This is a genomic window from Qipengyuania sp. (genome assembly GCF_965277845.1).
In the GTDB taxonomy this organism is placed as follows: domain Bacteria; phylum Pseudomonadota; class Alphaproteobacteria; order Sphingomonadales; family Sphingomonadaceae; genus Qipengyuania.
Map to the genome: position 1 here is coordinate 142684 of NZ_OZ255844.1, position 15402 is coordinate 158085.

Annotated in this window: 14 protein-coding genes; 6 read left to right on the forward strand and 8 right to left on the reverse strand. The window is 63.0% G+C overall.

Going from position 1 to position 15402, the window contains the following annotated elements; translation table 11 throughout:
* The first annotated feature begins 6 nt into the window (after positions 1 to 6).
* Both ACQY4G_RS00750 and ACQY4G_RS00755 read left to right on the forward strand, forming a co-directional pair.
* The gene (locus tag ACQY4G_RS00750; RefSeq protein WP_421992334.1) at positions 7 to 378 is read left to right on the forward strand and encodes a VOC family protein; all 372 of its coding nucleotides are present in this window, start codon (positions 7 to 9) and stop codon (positions 376 to 378) included.
* 80 nt (positions 379 to 458) lie between these two features.
* Positions 459 to 1127 (forward strand): extensin family protein, encoded by a 669-nt coding sequence (locus ACQY4G_RS00755; protein ID WP_421992336.1) that lies wholly within the window; start codon positions 459 to 461, stop codon positions 1125 to 1127.
* A gap of 13 nt (positions 1128 to 1140) precedes the next feature.
* On the opposite strand, the gene ACQY4G_RS00760 is transcribed toward ACQY4G_RS00755, so the two are convergent.
* From ACQY4G_RS00760 to ACQY4G_RS00790, 7 genes are all read right to left on the reverse strand, one after another.
* Positions 1141 to 1770 (reverse strand): response regulator transcription factor, encoded by a 630-nt coding sequence (locus ACQY4G_RS00760; RefSeq protein ID WP_421992338.1) that lies wholly within the window; start codon positions 1768 to 1770, stop codon positions 1141 to 1143.
* 133 nt (positions 1771 to 1903) lie between these two features.
* Positions 1904 to 2650 carry a peptidase gene (locus ACQY4G_RS00765; RefSeq protein WP_421992340.1) on the reverse strand — a complete coding sequence of 249 codons (747 nt, stop codon included), beginning with the start codon at positions 2648 to 2650 and terminating at the stop codon, positions 1904 to 1906.
* A 21-nt stretch (positions 2651 to 2671) separates the two neighbouring features.
* Positions 2672 to 3487, reverse strand: coding sequence for a transglutaminase family protein (locus tag ACQY4G_RS00770; protein WP_067694470.1), 816 nt, complete (start codon positions 3485 to 3487; stop codon positions 2672 to 2674).
* A complete protein-coding gene (locus ACQY4G_RS00775; RefSeq protein WP_291169450.1) occupies positions 3487 to 4431 on the reverse strand; it encodes an alpha-E domain-containing protein in 945 nt (314 codons plus the stop codon). Before ACQY4G_RS00775 ends, ACQY4G_RS00770 begins: the two co-directional genes overlap by 1 nt.
* Positions 4432 to 4447: 16 nt before the next feature.
* The gene (locus tag ACQY4G_RS00780; RefSeq protein WP_421992342.1) at positions 4448 to 5875 is read right to left on the reverse strand and encodes a circularly permuted type 2 ATP-grasp protein; all 1428 of its coding nucleotides are present in this window, start codon (positions 5873 to 5875) and stop codon (positions 4448 to 4450) included.
* Between the two features lie 82 nt (positions 5876 to 5957).
* Positions 5958 to 6725 (reverse strand): esterase/lipase family protein, encoded by a 768-nt coding sequence (locus ACQY4G_RS00785; RefSeq protein WP_425061695.1) that lies wholly within the window; start codon positions 6723 to 6725, stop codon positions 5958 to 5960.
* Positions 6726 to 6780: 55 nt separating this feature from the next.
* Entirely contained in the window at positions 6781 to 7329 is a 549-nt protein-coding gene (locus ACQY4G_RS00790; RefSeq protein WP_421992346.1) for a DUF3617 family protein, read from the reverse strand.
* A 95-nt stretch (positions 7330 to 7424) separates the two neighbouring features.
* Here ACQY4G_RS00790 and uvrB point away from each other — a divergent pair, with 95 nt between their 5' ends.
* The 4 genes from uvrB to ACQY4G_RS00810 all read left to right on the forward strand — a co-directional run bounded on the left by uvrB (position 7425) and on the right by ACQY4G_RS00810 (position 13348).
* Complete coding sequence (gene uvrB, locus ACQY4G_RS00795; RefSeq protein WP_421992348.1) at positions 7425 to 9620, forward strand: excinuclease ABC subunit UvrB; 2196 nt, start codon at positions 7425 to 7427, stop codon at positions 9618 to 9620.
* 96 nt (positions 9621 to 9716) lie between these two features.
* Positions 9717 to 11177, forward strand: coding sequence for an amidohydrolase family protein (locus ACQY4G_RS00800; RefSeq protein WP_421992350.1), 1461 nt, complete (start codon positions 9717 to 9719; stop codon positions 11175 to 11177).
* Positions 11178 to 11215: 38 nt separating this feature from the next.
* Entirely contained in the window at positions 11216 to 12715 is a 1500-nt protein-coding gene (locus tag ACQY4G_RS00805) for a S10 family peptidase (RefSeq protein ID WP_421992352.1), read from the forward strand.
* Positions 12716 to 12769: 54 nt separating this feature from the next.
* Entirely contained in the window at positions 12770 to 13348 is a 579-nt protein-coding gene (locus ACQY4G_RS00810; protein WP_421992354.1) for a hypothetical protein, read from the forward strand.
* On the opposite strand, the gene ACQY4G_RS00815 is transcribed toward ACQY4G_RS00810, so the two are convergent.
* Positions 13296 to 15389: a protein-disulfide reductase DsbD family protein gene (locus tag ACQY4G_RS00815; RefSeq protein WP_421992356.1), complete on the reverse strand. Its 2094-nt coding sequence runs from the start codon at positions 15387 to 15389 to the stop codon at positions 13296 to 13298. The genes ACQY4G_RS00810 and ACQY4G_RS00815 overlap by 53 nt on opposite strands.
* Positions 15390 to 15402 lie beyond the last annotated feature (13 nt).

The window sequence follows — 15402 nt, forward strand, 5'->3', positions numbered from 1 at the left end:
AGCGTCATGGCGAAGGTAACCGGCCTGGGTGGGGTGTTCTATGTGGTCGAGGACCCGGCAGCGACGCGTGCGTGGTATCGCGATACCCTGGGCATCGACGGCGAATACGGGCCACAGTTGAACTGGTCGGAGGAGACGGGCGACAAGCCCTATTCGCTCATCAGCAACTTTACCGACGACGAATACATCAAACCGGGCAAGGGCGGTTTCATGATCAACCTGCGCGTCGACGATTGTGACGGCATGGTCGCGCAGCTCAGGGACAAGGGCGTCGAGGTACTCGGCCATGTCGACGAGGGCTATGGCAAATTCGCCTGGATTCTCGATCCCGATGGCGTGAAGATCGAGCTTTGGGAGCAGGTGCAGGCACCCGATTGAGCAGGGCGGAACGCGCACGAGCAGGCTTTCCGTAGCGTCGTTAGCTGAAAGTTAACCATGCCTCTGGAATATTCCCGGTCATGCGCTTGCATCCCGCCCTCTCTCTGCTCGTTCTCCTCACCCTGGCGGGATGCAGCGCCATACCCAGCTCCAACTCGGCCGAGCGGACGGCGCGGCAGGCAGGGTCCGGTCCCGTCGCTGTCGCGCGGTCCGAGGCTCGCCAATGCTATGCCGAATTGGGCCAGACGGGCTCGCGCTTTGCCCCGCTACCGGACAAGTTCTACGGCGCCGGCTGTTCCACGACCAACAGTGTGCGGCTCGATGGGGTCGCCGGCGATGCGCATGAGTTCAGCGTCACGAACCTTGGCGCAGTCGCCTGCCCGCTGGCCAACAGTTTCGCCGGATGGGCACGCTTCGGCGTCGATCGCGCCGCCCGGCAGATCCTGGGCAGCCCGCTCCGCCGGATCGAGACCATGGGAAGCTATTCGTGCCGCAATGTTGCGGGCACCGCGCGGCGCAGCGCCCATTCACGCGCCGAAGCGATCGACGTGGCAGCCTTCGTACTGGCCGATGGGCGACGTATCTCGGTCCAGTCGGGATGGAACGCCTCGCCAAGGGAACGCGAATTCCTGCGCGTGATCCATTCCAGTGCATGCAAGCGGTTCGGCACGGTGCTCGGTCCCGATTACGACAAGGCGCACGAGGACCATTTCCATCTCGAATATGGTGGCAACAACTACTGCCGCTAGCGCCCATGGAGCTTTAGCCCGTGGTCTCGCGCACACTGTCTTCCAAATGGGCTTCCAATTGCAACCGGACAGCCTGTGCCGGATGCTCTGCGCGGAGCTTGGACATGAGGTTCGCCCGATGGTTCTCGACCGTGCGCGGGCTGATGTTGAGCTTGCTGGCAATCGACTTGTTGCTGCACCCTTCGGCCAGCCAGTCGAGCACCTCACGCTCGCGCGGGGAAAGGCTGGCAATCCTGCTGCGGGCTTCCACCATCCTGCGCCGCGCCTGGGTGTATACGTCGAGGTCTTCGCTGATGCGCTGGAGGGCTTGCGCAAGCCGGGTCGGGCGCAGCGGAAGGGACAGATAGTCGAGCGCTCCCGCCTTGACCGCGTTGACCACATTGCCGGGCCGCGGTTCCGGCGCAGTCGCGATTACGGGAAACCACACCCCATTTCCCGCCAGCGCGCTCAGGATTCCGGCGGCACCACCCCGGTCAGGGTCGTCGCGCGCGAGGATGACCCCCTCTTCGGGCGGGCGCTCCAGAAATTCGTGCGCGTCCGAATAGGTCTCGCAGTGGTGCCCAAGCTCGTAAACGAGATGCGACTGCTCCGCCCTGCACCGGCTCGAACCACCCACGATATGGAGAATCTGGCGCTCCTTCATGAAGCAAGTCATAAATCAATAAGGACTATCGCGCTATATATTTGTTTCCCTGAAATAAATTCGGAATTAACCAGATAGGAATATCTGTTTAGTTCACCCGAATGGAATATATATTACCAAAGAAGTTAGTATATTACCCATCTTTATAAAAATCATAATCAGGCAGTGAGTGAAAAGCACTCTTGAGCGCATCGCCCCAGCTTGACGAGATTGCCTGAAAATAGGGATCCTCATGCGTAACGCGATGCTCGTGCGTCGGCGCAAAGGTATCGCGTTCGATGACTTGCAAATCGAGCGGAAGGCCGACCGACAGATTGGCCTTGAGCGTGGAATCGAAGCTGACCATCACAAGCTTGACGGCATCTTCCATGCTCATGGCTCGGTCGTAGCCGCGAATGATGATCGGGCGGCCGTATTTGGTTTCGCCTATCTGGAAGAAGGGCGTGTCATGACTCGCCTCGATGAAGTTTCCTTCGGGATAGACCATGAACAGGCGCGGCTCCATTCCCGCGATCTGCCCGGCTACGATGATCGAGGCGGTAAAACGTCCCCTGCCCTTTTCGCCATTGGCTTGCTGGCGATCGGCGATGATCGCCCGCAGCAGCTTGCCGATTTCGGTCGCGACCTGGAACATGGTTGGCGACTTGAGGATAATGTTCCCGCGCTCGTCGGGCTCTTTCATCCGCTCTTCCAGTTGACTGATCACCGCCTGCGTGCTGGCGAGATTGCCAGCGGTCATCAGCGTGATGATCCGCTCGCCCGCCACGCTCCAGGTGAACATCTTGCGAAAAACGGAGATATTGTCGACGCCCGAATTGGTACGGGTATCGCTCATCAGAACCAGGCCCTTGTCGAGCATCATCCCCACGCAATAGGTCATGAATTCATCCTCTTGGCAGGTTCACTGCTGCACTTGTTGTTGTTCTACTGCGACATCGACCTCGAGCACCGTCGAAGTGCTGCCGAAGCTGATCCCGGTCACCGGAGCGGCGTCGCGGTAATCGCGCCCCGTGGCCACCCGAACATAGCGCGCATCGGGGCTGATCCCGTTGGAAATATCGAATCCCACCCAGCCGAGCTCCTCGACGAAGGCTTCGGCCCAGGCATGACCCGCTTCCTGTTCGACCCGGTCGTTCATCATCAGATATCCGCTGACGTAGCGCGCGGGTATTCCGAGTGAACGGGCGATGCCGATGAAAATGTGCGCATGGTCCTGGCAAACACCGCTACCCGAGGCGAAGGCCTCCTCGGCAATGGTACGCGAATGTGTCGTACCGGTCTTGTAGGCAACGCGATCGAGGATTGCCGCGGACAGGCCGTGCAGCATATCGATGCGCTCCTCGTCGCGCGCTTTCATTTCCTGCGCCAGCTTGTGCATGCCGGACCCGGGCCGCGTTTGCTTGGTCTGGCCCAGGAAACACCACAGCGGAAGAAGCCCCGCATGGCGTCCGATGACGCCGGCATGGTCGTGCGTATCGACCTTGCCGCGGCAGGTTACGGTAACCGCCTGCGTACCCTCTTCGACCGCCACCAATGTCACCGTGTTGCAGTGCTGGTCCTCGTAGGTGAGTTCCGGATTGGCGCGGTCGTATTCCATCTCCCATTCGAGAATTTCCTGCCCCTGCGTTTCCTTGGGCGTAAGGCGCAGGCGCTGGAGCGCATGGACCACCGGGGAATCGAAGCGATAACGGGTAGTATGGCGTATCGAAAGGCGCATCAGGACAGGAACCGATAATCTTTGGCGATGGCATTGCCGATCGCGACGTTGGACGCTGTGAAATCGACCAGGAATTCGTGCAATCCCTGGTCGAACACGTCGTCGATGGTGAGGTCGGCCAGCCGCGTATCGGCCGCGCGCATCAACGCATTGCTTTCGCCTTCCTGGCCATGCAGGCGCGCCAGCGCGGCCAGATTGGCGCGCAGCTCCGAATGGCAGAAGGCGAGAGAGCGCGGGAAACAATCGTCGAGGATCAGAAAGTCGCAAATCCCGCGCGCATCGATCTGCCCGGCATTGAGCCAGCGATAGGCGCGGTCGCCCGAGACGGAGCGCAGCACCTGATCCCACTGGCCCGTATCGAGGCTCGACCCGACATAGGACAGCGAGGGCAGCAGAAGGTAGTATTTGATATCCAGAATCCGGGCGATGCTGTCACCGCGTTCGATGAAGGCGCCGGCCTGCGCGAAGTGATAGCCCTCGTTGCGCAGCATCGAACCTTCCATCGCGCCGCGCGCCATCGTGCCGGCCCGCCGGATAGTGGCGACGGTTTCGAGTACGCGGTTCTCGCCGACCGGCTTGGACAGCTGGTCCTTGATCGTGAGCCAGTTCTCGTTGATCGCTTCCCACAATTCGCCGCTGATCGCATTGCGGGCAAGCCGGGCATTCTGGCGAACCTGACCGAACATGGCGAGGATGGAGGACGGGTTGTCCTTGTCGCGCAGGATGAAGTTCCACGCTTGCTGGCCCGAATAGGTCGCGTGCTTGGCCTCGTACCCGCTACGCTGTCCGGACGTCGAAATGACCGAACGCCATTCCTCTTCGGCGGTAACGAGATCGCGGGTCAAGGCCATGCGCAAGCCCGCATCGAGCAATCGCGCGGTGTTTTCCGCCCGCTCGAGATAGCGGAACATCCAGAATAGCCCGTTGGCGGTCCGGCCTAGCATGGGCATTCCCCGGCCATCAGTCCTTCAGCACCCAGGTATCTTTGGTGCCCCCGCCCTGGCTCGAATTGACGACCAGCGAGCCCTTCTTGAGCGCCACGCGTGTGAGGCCGCCGGGAGTAATGTCGATCTTGTCGGGCGAAACCAGCACGAAGGGACGCAGATCGACATGACGCGGCGCGAGCCCCTTCTTGGTGAAGACCGGGCAAGTCGACAGGGCCAGTGTCGGCTGGGCAATGTAGTTCTCGGGATTGTCGGCTATTTTCCGACGGAAGCTCTCGATTTCCTTTTTGCTCGCGGTCGGCCCGATCAGCATGCCGTAGCCTCCTGAACCATGGACCTCCTTCACCACCAGCTCCGCGAGATTTTCGAGCACGTATTTGCACGCTTCCTCGTCCGCACAGCGGTGTGTCTCGACATTCGGCAGTAGCGGCTTTTCGCCGGTATAGAACTCGACGATTTCGGGCATGAAGGAATAGATCGCCTTGTCGTCGCAGACCCCGGTGCCCGGCGCATTGGCGATGGTGACACCGCCCGCGCGATAGACATCCATGATCCCCGGCACGCCGAGCACGCTGTCCTCGTTGAAGGTCAGCGGGTCGAGGAATTCGTCGTCCACCCGGCGGTATATCACGTCGACGGGCTGGTATCCGCGGGTCGTGCGCATGGCGACACGCCCGTCGATCACCCGCAAATCGGAGCCCTCGACAAGTTCGGCTCCCATCTGGTCGGCGAGGAAGGCATGTTCGAAGTACGCGGAATTGTAGATGCCGGGCGTAAGCACCGCGACGATCGGCTTGCCCTTGGTGCAACGCGGAGCGCAGGCGGCAAGACTCTTGGCCAGCCGCCTTGGATAGTCCGAGACCTGCTCCACCGGCACGCGCATGAACAGCTCGGGAAACATCGACATCATGGTTTCGCGGTTTTCCAGCATGTAGCTGACACCCGACGGCGTGCGGGCATTGTCTTCCAAGACGTAGAATTCGTCCGGTCCGGTGCGTACCAGGTCGATCCCGACGATATGCGTGTAGACCCCGCCCGGCGGCGTGAACCCGACCATGTGCGGGAGCCAGGCCTCGTTCTGGCTGAACAGGCGCTCCGGGATCCGGCCCGCGCGGATGATCTCCTGCCGGTGGTAGAGGTCGTGCATGAATGCGTTGAGCGCCGACACGCGCTGCTCGATCCCGCGGGTTAGCTTGCGCCATTCGCCGGCCGAAATCACGCGCGGCACCATGTCGAAGGGGATCAGCCGTTCCTCGGCTTCGTCCTCGCCATAAACGTTGAAAGTGATGCCGGTTTTGCGAAAATTGGTCTCGGCCTCGGCATGCTTGCGCCGCAACAGCGCGTTTTCCTGGTCGTCGAACCACTCGCAATAGCCGGAATAGGCCTCACGAACGCCGCCATCGGGCTCGTGCATCTCGTCGAAATGATCGGCGTTGCCGCTCATGGCCCCCCGGAGTGGTTGAGATCGCCACCATTCTCGACCGGCAGCGAGAGGACAGGACGCCCTCGTTCAGGGAATTAAAGGTTCAGGAGCGGTCCAGTTCCCCCAATACTGCCACAACCGCCTCATGGGTCAGCACGAAACCCATGTGCGAACACCGCAAGGGCACGGCGCGATCGCGTTCGCCGGGCTTGCCACACGCCGCGCGGGGATGAACGACGCCGTCGCGCGGGCTCCAGAAAGCCACGGTTTCCACCGGCGGCTTTTCGTGGATCACGGTATCGATTTCGGGTTCATCGACCCTGTGGCCGGCGATCGCCTGATAGGCACGCCAGCCATTGTTGGCGCGCGGGCTGCCGGAGAACGGCGAGCCCATGGTGATCACCTTGGCGACCTTGTCCGGGTGTTTCTTCGCCAGTTCGCGCGCCATCACCCCGCCGAGACTCCAGCCCACGAGATAGATCGGCTCTCCCGAACGTTGGTGAAGGTCCGCAAGCCGTTCTTCCGCCTTCCGGAAACGCGCTTCCGTCGCACCGAGATTGTAGCCAAGGCCCCATTTCTTCGCCGAGTGCCCCGCGCGCTCGAGGTTACGCGCCATCCAGCGCATGCGGATCGGATGCGCGCCGAAGCCGGGCAGGAGCATCACGGTCTTGGGATTGCGGGCCGCCGGAATCGACAGCGGCGTGTCGACCAACCGGCGAACCGGCTCGAGCGGCCAGAGGAATTCGCGCAATAGCAACTGCCAGCGCGGCCCGCGCGCATCGTCGGGACTCGGCTCGGCGGCCAGCGCCCAGCGACGCGCCAATTCCTCGCGGTCGATGAATCTTGTGTCTTTGAACGGTAACGATGCCATCACCGCGTAATAATGCACGAAGCCGATGAATGGCTCCCTAATCGTGCGAGGTCAGCTAGGCGTCACAATCGCCGATGCGTTCCTGCGAGCTCTGCATGGTCATCTTCATGGTTTCGCCGCCGGGACCCTCGGCATCCATGGTCATGGTCATCTGCGAAGAGGTTTCATCCCCGGTGCCTTGCATGGTCATGCGGGCAGCGCCCTGCCCGCCCGTATTGCAGTTCATCACCGCGTCGATCCGGCCGCCATCGGCATCGAATTTCTCGAAACTGCAGTTCGAATCGTCCTCGCGGGCCTGCCGCGCCATTTCCTCGAAACCGCGCTCGGCCTCTTCTTCGGTGAGGCAGTATTCGTGCGTCTGCGGCCCCTGATCGAACATGCCGCGCATCATATCCTGCACCTGCTGGGGCGCCCCGGGCATCTCGATATCGACGAATTCCACCGTGGCGCGATACTTGCCCGGCTGCGGCTTGACCATGTCCGCCGTCTTGGCCGCGGCTTCCTCCATCGTGATCTCGCCATCGCCGTCGGCGTCGGCACTGGTGGAGCCGCCGCAGGCAGCAAGGGTGAGGCTGGCGACGGCGGCAATGGCGATACGGCGCATATCGAGTCTCCCAATTCTCCTCGCGAGGCTAGCAGTCGAACGACGCGAGGCAAGCACCGTTGCGTGCAAGCCCGCTGTTCCCCATATGTGCGCGCATGAGCGAACTCGTCATTCGAAGAGGGTTGGAAGAGCCGGACACCACCGGCGAGTTCGTACCCCACAAGCCCGCGCGCCCCGAAAAGTCGATGCCGGGAAAGAAGTTCAAACTCGTCAGCGACTATACACCCAGCGGCGACCAGCCCACCGCGATCGCCGAATTGACCGGTGCGGCGAAGGAAGGCGACCAGACGCAGGTACTGCTCGGCGTCACCGGCTCGGGCAAGACCTTCACCATGGCCAAGGTGATCGAGGAACTGCAGCGCCCTGCCCTGGTCCTCGCCCCGAACAAGATCCTCGCCGCGCAGCTATATGGCGAATTCAAAAGCTTCTTCCCGGAAAACGCGGTCGAGTATTTCGTCAGCTATTACGACTACTACCAGCCCGAAGCCTACGTCCCCCGGTCGGACACCTACATCGAGAAGGAAAGCTCGGTGAACGAGGCGATCGACCGGATGCGCCACTCGGCCACGCGCGCGCTGCTTGAACGCGACGACGTCATCATCGTCGCCAGTGTGTCCTGCCTCTACGGTATCGGATCGGTCGAAACCTATTCGGCGATGATATTCGACATCAAGAAGGACACGAGCGTCGACCAGCGCGAGCTGATCCGCAAGCTCGTCGCGCTGCAATATAAGCGCAACGATGCCGCTTTCGCGCGCGGCAACTTCCGCGTGCGCGGCGACAATCTCGAGATTTTCCCCTCGCACTACGAGGACATGGCCTGGCGGATCAGCTTCTTCGGCGACGAGATCGAGGAAATCAGCGAATTCGATCCGCTGACCGGCAAGAAGGGCGCCAGCCTCGACAAGGTCCGCGTCTATGCGAACTCGCACTACGTAACGCCCGGCCCGACGATGAAGCAGGCGAGCGAGGCCATCAAGTTCGAGCTGCAGGAACGCCTCAAGGAACTGCACGAAGAAGGCCGTCTGCTCGAAGCCCAGCGTCTGGAACAGCGGACCAATTTCGACCTCGAGATGATCGCCGCCACCGGCTCCTGCGCCGGGATCGAGAACTACAGCCGGTTCCTCACCGGCCGCCTGCCGGGCGAACCGCCGCCCACGCTGTTCGAATACCTTCCCGAAAACGCGCTGCTGTTCGTCGACGAAAGCCACCAGACGGTGCCGCAGATCGGCGCGATGGCGCGCGGCGACCACCGCCGCAAGATCACGCTGGCCGAATACGGTTTCCGGCTGCCGAGCTGTATCGACAACCGCCCCCTGCGCTTCAACGAATGGGATGCGATGCGCCCGCAGACCTTCTGCGTTTCGGCAACGCCGGGCACATGGGAGATGGAGCAGACCGGCGGCGTCTTCGCCGAACAGGTCATTCGCCCCACCGGGCTGATCGATCCGCCGGTCGATATCAAGCCGGTCGAGGATCAGGTGCAGGACTGCATAGAGGAATGCAAGAAGACCGCCGCCAAAGGCTATCGCACGCTCGTCACTACGCTGACCAAACGGATGGCGGAAGACCTGACCGAATTCATGCACGAGGCGGGCGTCAAGGTCCGCTACATGCACTCCGACGTCGAGACGCTCGAACGCATCGAGCTGATCCGCGACCTGCGGCTCGGCGTCTTCGACGTGCTGGTCGGCATCAATCTGTTGCGCGAGGGGCTCGACATTCCCGAATGCGGGCTTGTCTGCATCCTCGATGCCGACAAGGAAGGCTTCCTGCGCTCCGAAACCAGCCTCATCCAGACCATCGGCCGCGCCGCGCGCAATGTCGATGGCCGCGTGATCCTTTATGCCGACCGCATCACCGGCAGCATGGAACGCGCGATGGCGGAGACCGAGCGCCGCCGCGAGAAACAGCGCGCCTATAACGAAGAACACGGCATCACGCCGCAGACGATCAAGCGCCAGATCGCCGATATCGTCGCCGACACGGCGAGCCAGGATGGCGTCACGGTCGATACGGGCGACGAGGAGCGCAACAACCTCGTCGGCCACAATCTGCGCGCCTATATCGAGGACCTCGAAAAACGCATGCGCGCCGCCGCCGCCGATCTCGAATTCGAGGAAGCCGGCCGCTTGCGCGACGAGATCCGCCGTCTCGAGAACGACGAGCTGGGCCTTGGAGACGAAGAAAAGAAGGCCCCGCGCGTCGGGCGCAGCGATGCCGGGCGCCCCGGCACGCGCAAGACGCGCTATGGCAAAACGCGTTACAAGAGGATGGGCGGGAAGCCCTAGCCACACGCCCCTTCGGCAGAGGCCTATCCGCCACTCATCGGATCGCGCTTCGCCTTGGACGACAGTGTGGTAATCTCTTCGGCTGGGGAGATTATCATGGCCAAATTCGATCTCGATCCCGAAGGCACGCGCCTGCCGGTTCGTTTTGACGGAACCAGCAATGGCGAATTCCTGCCCCTGGATCTCACTGAAGAGCAGAAGCGAGCCAATGCAATCGCGCACGAAACCGCAACTGCAAATGCGCGCAGGCTCGGTATGGGGAGGCGCGAGTTCCTCGTCAGCGCGGCAGGAGCCGCAGCAACGCTGTCTGCCTGCAACGCCGCCAATCCGCAGGCGGGCGGGCGCTATGCTCTCCCGAATGATGCCGCCCTCGACAGTGAAGCGGCAGCTTCTGCCCTGACAGGCGATGAATTTATCTTCGATGTTCAGACGCACTGCGTCGACCCCTCCGGCGCATGGAAAGTCGGGCGCGAGGGCGAGATCTGGGACGCTGTCCTGCGGCGGGCCTTCGGACAATATGCGAAATGCGGCGGCGAGGGATATGAATGCTATTCCGCGCAGACGCTGGCCAAGGAAGTCTATCTCGACAGCGACACCGATGTGGCGGTAGTCTCCGCCCTGTGGGGCAGCCAGCAAAGCAATCCCACACCCACGCATTATGCCGCCGAAGCGCGCGAGATTGTCCAGAGCATCGGGGGAGAGGATGCGCGCTGCCTGATCCACGGCGGCCTGTTGCCCAACGATCCTGGCGACCTCGAAGCGATGGAAGAGAAGGCGCGCGTTCACAAGGTCGATGCGTGGAAGATGTACCCGCAATGGGGGCCGGACGGGCGCGGCTTTTTCCTCGACGAAAGCGATCTCGCGAACCGCGCCTTCGACGAAGCGCGCAGGCTCGGTGTCACCACCATCGCGGTTCACAAGGGTATCCCGCTCTACGGGCTCGAATACGAATATTCCTCGCCACAAGACATGGGCCGCGCGGCGGTGCAAAACCCCGACCTCACCTTCCTCGTCTACCATTCGGGCATGGAGCACGCGAAAACCGAAGGCGCCTACAATCCCGACGATCCGCAAGGCGTCGACCGGCTGATCAAGGCGCACAAGGACGCCGGTCTCAAGCGCAACGAGGGCAATCTCTATGCCGAGCTCGGTTCGGTATGGCGGCACTTGATGAGTCGCCCGGACGAAGCAGCCCATGTTCTCGGCAAGCTGCTCGCGACCTTCGGCGAAGAGCGGATCATCTGGGGCACGGACAGTATCTGGTTCGGCAGTCCGCAAGACCAAATCCAGGCCTTCCGTGCCTTCGAGATTGGCGAGGAATATCAGGAACGCTTCGGCTATCCGGCGCTCGATGCCTATGCCAAACGCCGCATTTTCGGTCTCAACGGAGCTGAGGTTTATGGCATCGATGTGCCGCAGGCCAAACGCGCGTCCACTTTGACCGAGCGCCGCGCAGCCCACCGGGCGGAGGCAAACCCGAGCTTTGCGACCTATGGTCCGAAGAACCGACGTGACTTCATGCGGCTCTGGCATGAGCATGGCGGCAGGCCCGGCTGAGATTTACTGTCACAGGCAAGCTTGGCATAGGCACCAGCATGATTCTTCGTAGCGCTCTGGCGGTTCTCGCCGCATTCGCCTTAGGCGGACCCACTGTTGCGCAGGAGAAGGATGCCCCTGCCGCATCCGCCTCGACCATCGAACCGGAGGTCCGCACGCGCAACCTATCCGGCACCTTCGGCGGTCAGCGCGTTTCCTATCACGCGACCGTACGCGAGACGATTCTCGAGGGCGATGACGGCAAGCAGGAAGCGGTGATCGTCACCACGAGCTATGTAAAAAGCCCACGCGAGACCTCGCGGCCGGTATTCTTCATCTACAATGGCGGCCCAGGCTCGGGATCGGTCTGGTTGCAGATGGGCGCCTGGGGGCCGAAGCGCGTGGGCATACCTTCCGATGCGCGCGATGACGGCGCGCCGCCCTACCCGCTGCTCGACAATCCGGACAGCCTGCTCGATGTCGCCGACCTCGTCTTCATCGATCCGCCAGGGACGGGCTTCAGCTACCTCACGCCCGGCACCGATCCGGAGAAGTATTATGGCCTGCGCGAGGATGCGCGCGCCGTGGCCGAAGTGATCCGTCGCTGGATCAACGACAATGGCCGCTGGAACAGCCCGAAATACCTCGGCGGCGAAAGCTACGGCACGACGCGCACCGCCATGGTGGTCGATGAGTTGGAGGGCGGCACCTTCAACGATGTCGCCTTGAACGGCCTGGTACTCGTGTCCACCATCCTCGATTTCGCCGCACGCGAGCCGACCCCTGGCAACGAAATGGCCTATGTGGTGACGCTGCCGAACATGGCCGCCGCCGCGTGGTTCCATGGCAAGGCCGAGGCACCGTCGGTCGAAGCGATTGCCGAGGAAGCACGCCGCTTCGCCATAGGTCCCTTCGCCAGCGCCCTGCTCAAGGGACAAGACCTTCCCGACACCGAACGCGCTGCCGTGCGCGCCGAGCTGTCGCGACTGACAGGCCTGTCCGAAACCTATCTCGAGCAGGCGAACCTGCGCGTCACCAGTCGGCGTTTCTACAAGGAACTGCTGCGCGATCAGGGGCTCACCATCGGCCGTCTCGATGCGCGCTATACGGGCACGGATTACGACAATGCCGGCGAATATCCCGACAACGATCCCAGTTTCTACGGCATCGACGCAGGCTATACCGCGGCGGTCAACGCCTGGCTGCGCGAGGGATTGGGTTTCGAGACCGACCGCGAGTACCAGTCGATCGGGCGCGAGCCGGGGCGGCACTGGAACTGGAGCCTATCGAGCGGTCCGGGCCGCAACGCCTATCTCAACGTCGCGCCGCTGATCGGCAAGGCGATGCGCGAGAATTCCGGCCTGCGCCTGTTCAATGCGCAGGGCTATTACGACTTTGCCACGCCGTTTTTCGGAGCGGAATATTCGCTCAACCGCTTCGGCATCCCACAGGATCGGGTCGAACTGCATTACTACGGATCGGGCCACATGATGTATGTCCGCGACGAAGACCGGGTGAAGCTGTCGCGCGACCTGCGCGCTTTCATTCGCGCGCGCTGAGGATAGCTTCGTCGCACCGCTTGCACGTGGTTACGCCTGTGCCATAGCCCGCGAATGCGTTCACTCGTCCATGTCCTGCCGATCGTGCTGCTGGCGGCGTGCAAGCCTCCCGCCTCGGACGAGTATGTCGAACGTACGCGGATCGACGGCGGCGCCGAAGGGCCTTCGGAGCCGATCGATTCTCCCGATAGCGAAGGGGCGATCTGGGCTCCGGCGGACAAGGACGACCGCCTGCTTTACGGCAAGCCTGGAGAGCGCCCGCTTTTCGCCCTCGAATGCGTCGTGCAAGGGGCCGAACCAATGCTCGCCTACACCCGGTTCGCCAAGGCGGATGCGCATGCCAAGGCCGTGCTCGCTCTGATCGGAAACAGCCACGTCGCCAGGCTGCCGATCGATGCGAAACGGGTTGGCGAAGTATGGCGTTGGGAGGGAGCAGCGCCGGTAGCCGACCCTCGCTGGGATGTGCTGACCGGCAGGCGCGAAGTCGAGGCGACGGTTCCCGGTGCGGGCAGCGTGATCCTCAATCCCAGCGCTCTGCCTGGAGAATTGGTCGAGAACTGCCGCGCATTGGCCGACCCGCCTAGCGACGAGGCTGAGAGTTCCGAGCCTTCTCCACCAGAAGATCCGGCGTAAGCATCTGCGGCAATTGCTCGGCCTCGCCGCCCGGCTCGTACCACAGATAAAGCGGGACGCCCGCCGCACCCTGCTGCGTCAGCATCCGGCTGATCTGTTCGTCCGGCTGCGTCCAGTCGCCGCGCATCGCGATGACGCCCGTTTCCTCGAAGGCCGCTCGCGTCGCCTCGCGTTCGATCGCTACGCCCTCGTTGACCTTGCAGGTGACGCACCAGTCGGCAGTGAACCAGATGAAAACCGGGCGGCCCGAGGCACGGGCTTCGGCCAGCGCGGCCTCGCTGTAGCCGATGGGATCCAGAAGGCTTTCTGCCGATGCGGCCTGCGCCTCGGGTCTGGGGAGCAGCGCGGCTCCGATGCCAAGTAGTACGACGAGGCCAGCGAAGACCGCCACCGAACCGCTTCGTGCCCTGCGCTGAAACAGGCCGCCGAGCGCAAGGCCCGCGAGTGCGACCACGGCGAGCACAAGTACCAGCGCGAGATAGTCCCACCCGCCGATTCGCCAGACAAGCCATGCAAGCGCGAGCGCGGTCAGCCCCATCGGCAACGCCATCCAGCGCCGGAACGTTTCCATCCACGCGCCCGGCTTCGGCAGCCGCCGGCGAACAGCAGGCACGAACCCGACCAGCAGGAACGGGAGCGCGAGCCCTATCCCGAGTGCGACGAAGACCAACAGCCCATGGATCGGCCGGATAACCAGCGCCGCGCCAAGCGCGACCGCCATAAATGGCCCGGTGCACGGCGTCGCCACGAAAGCCGCGAGCAGGCCGGTCGAGAAGGAGCCCCCGCGCGAGGGCGCACCGCCCGAAATCGCCATGCCGGGCACTTCGAACAGCCCGAGGAAATTGGCCGTGATCGCCAGTGCCAGAAGCAACAGGCCGACCACGACCACCGGTTCCTGCAACTGGAAGGCCCAGCCGACCTGTTCGCCCGCCGAACGCAAGAGCAGAATGGTCGCACCAAGCGCGGCACAGGCCAGCACCACACCCGCCGTATAGGCCAGTGCGTCCCATCGCGCCGCGCGTTCATCCCCGCCCGCCTTGGCCAGCGACAACGCCTTGAGGCTGAGGATGGGGAAGACACAGGGCATGATGTTGAGCAACAGCCCACCGACCAGCGCGGCAGCCAGCAATTGCCACAGGACCGGTTCCGCTCCGCCGCCACGGATCGGCTTCACGCCTTCGAGCGGCACGTCCCCCGGCACGGCAGCAAAGCGCACTCCGCGTCCGTTGCCGAGATCGAGAATGCCGGTAATCTCTTCGGGACGCGGCTCTACCGCGATTTCGACATTGTCCGGCACCGCGATTCGCTCGATCGGAACTTCGGCCACCAGCAGATTGCCTTCGCTGATGAAGGTCTGCACGCCCGTGTAATCGGGCCTGTCGCCTTCCCCCAGTTCGGGCGTACCAAGGAAGAGATGGAGATCACCGAGCGCGGTTTCGGCAGGGATCGGAATGCCGACGCGCAGATGCGTAGGTGTGAATTCGAATTGCGCGCTGCTGTCGAGCTGCGGCACGATTGCCGCGCGCCACTCACCGAACCGAGGGTCGACACCGGACTGTGCGGGATCGAGCGCCAGCCGCGCCTGCTGCGGCACGCAGATCTTGTCCGTGCAGGCCAGATAGTTCGCCGTGACGCTGATCGGCGCCACATTGGCGACCGCCGCGTTTTCCGGAACGGCAATCGGCACGAGAACTGCGTAGTCGCCCTCGTAAACATGATTCATCAAGCCACCGATCACTAACCGCTTCGGCAGCGGATAGAGCGGTTCGCCCACCTCCCATCCGTCGGGCAGGTCCCACTCGAGCTCCATGCCCAGCCCCGCATCGCCGGGATTGGACCAGTAGCCGTGCCATTCGGGTGTGGAGGGCATGAAATGCAGCGCCACCATCCAGGTCTCGCCGCGCTGCGGCGCCCCTTCGGCTACCAGGTCGACCGGCATCCTGTCGCTGCCCGGCCCCTGCGCCTTCAGCGGCAACGCCAACGCCAAGGCGACCAGCATCACCAGCGCGGCGACCCGCTCCAATATCCTTGCGTCGATCACGCTCGCCGCTCTA

Coding starts and splice junctions, on each gene's coding strand:
- ACQY4G_RS00750 (WP_421992334.1), top strand. CDS start 7: ATGGCGAAGGTAACCGGCCTGGGTGGGGTGTTCTATGTGGTCGAGGAC.
- ACQY4G_RS00755 (WP_421992336.1), top strand. CDS start 459: ATGCGCTTGCATCCCGCCCTCTCTCTGCTCGTTCTCCTCACCCTGGCG.
- ACQY4G_RS00760 (WP_421992338.1), bottom strand. CDS start 1,770: ATGAAGGAGCGCCAGATTCTCCATATCGTGGGTGGTTCGAGCCGGTGC.
- ACQY4G_RS00765 (WP_421992340.1), bottom strand. CDS start 2,650: ATGACCTATTGCGTGGGGATGATGCTCGACAAGGGCCTGGTTCTGATG.
- ACQY4G_RS00770 (WP_067694470.1), bottom strand. CDS start 3,487: ATGCGCCTTTCGATACGCCATACTACCCGTTATCGCTTCGATTCCCCG.
- ACQY4G_RS00775 (WP_291169450.1), bottom strand. CDS start 4,431: ATGCTAGGCCGGACCGCCAACGGGCTATTCTGGATGTTCCGCTATCTC.
- ACQY4G_RS00780 (WP_421992342.1), bottom strand. CDS start 5,875: ATGAGCGGCAACGCCGATCATTTCGACGAGATGCACGAGCCCGATGGC.
- ACQY4G_RS00785 (WP_425061695.1), bottom strand. CDS start 6,725: ATGGCATCGTTACCGTTCAAAGACACAAGATTCATCGACCGCGAGGAA.
- ACQY4G_RS00790 (WP_421992346.1), bottom strand. CDS start 7,329: ATGCGCCGTATCGCCATTGCCGCCGTCGCCAGCCTCACCCTTGCTGCC.
- uvrB (WP_421992348.1), top strand. CDS start 7,425: ATGAGCGAACTCGTCATTCGAAGAGGGTTGGAAGAGCCGGACACCACC.
- ACQY4G_RS00800 (WP_421992350.1), top strand. CDS start 9,717: ATGGCCAAATTCGATCTCGATCCCGAAGGCACGCGCCTGCCGGTTCGT.
- ACQY4G_RS00805 (WP_421992352.1), top strand. CDS start 11,216: ATGATTCTTCGTAGCGCTCTGGCGGTTCTCGCCGCATTCGCCTTAGGC.
- ACQY4G_RS00810 (WP_421992354.1), top strand. CDS start 12,770: ATGCGTTCACTCGTCCATGTCCTGCCGATCGTGCTGCTGGCGGCGTGC.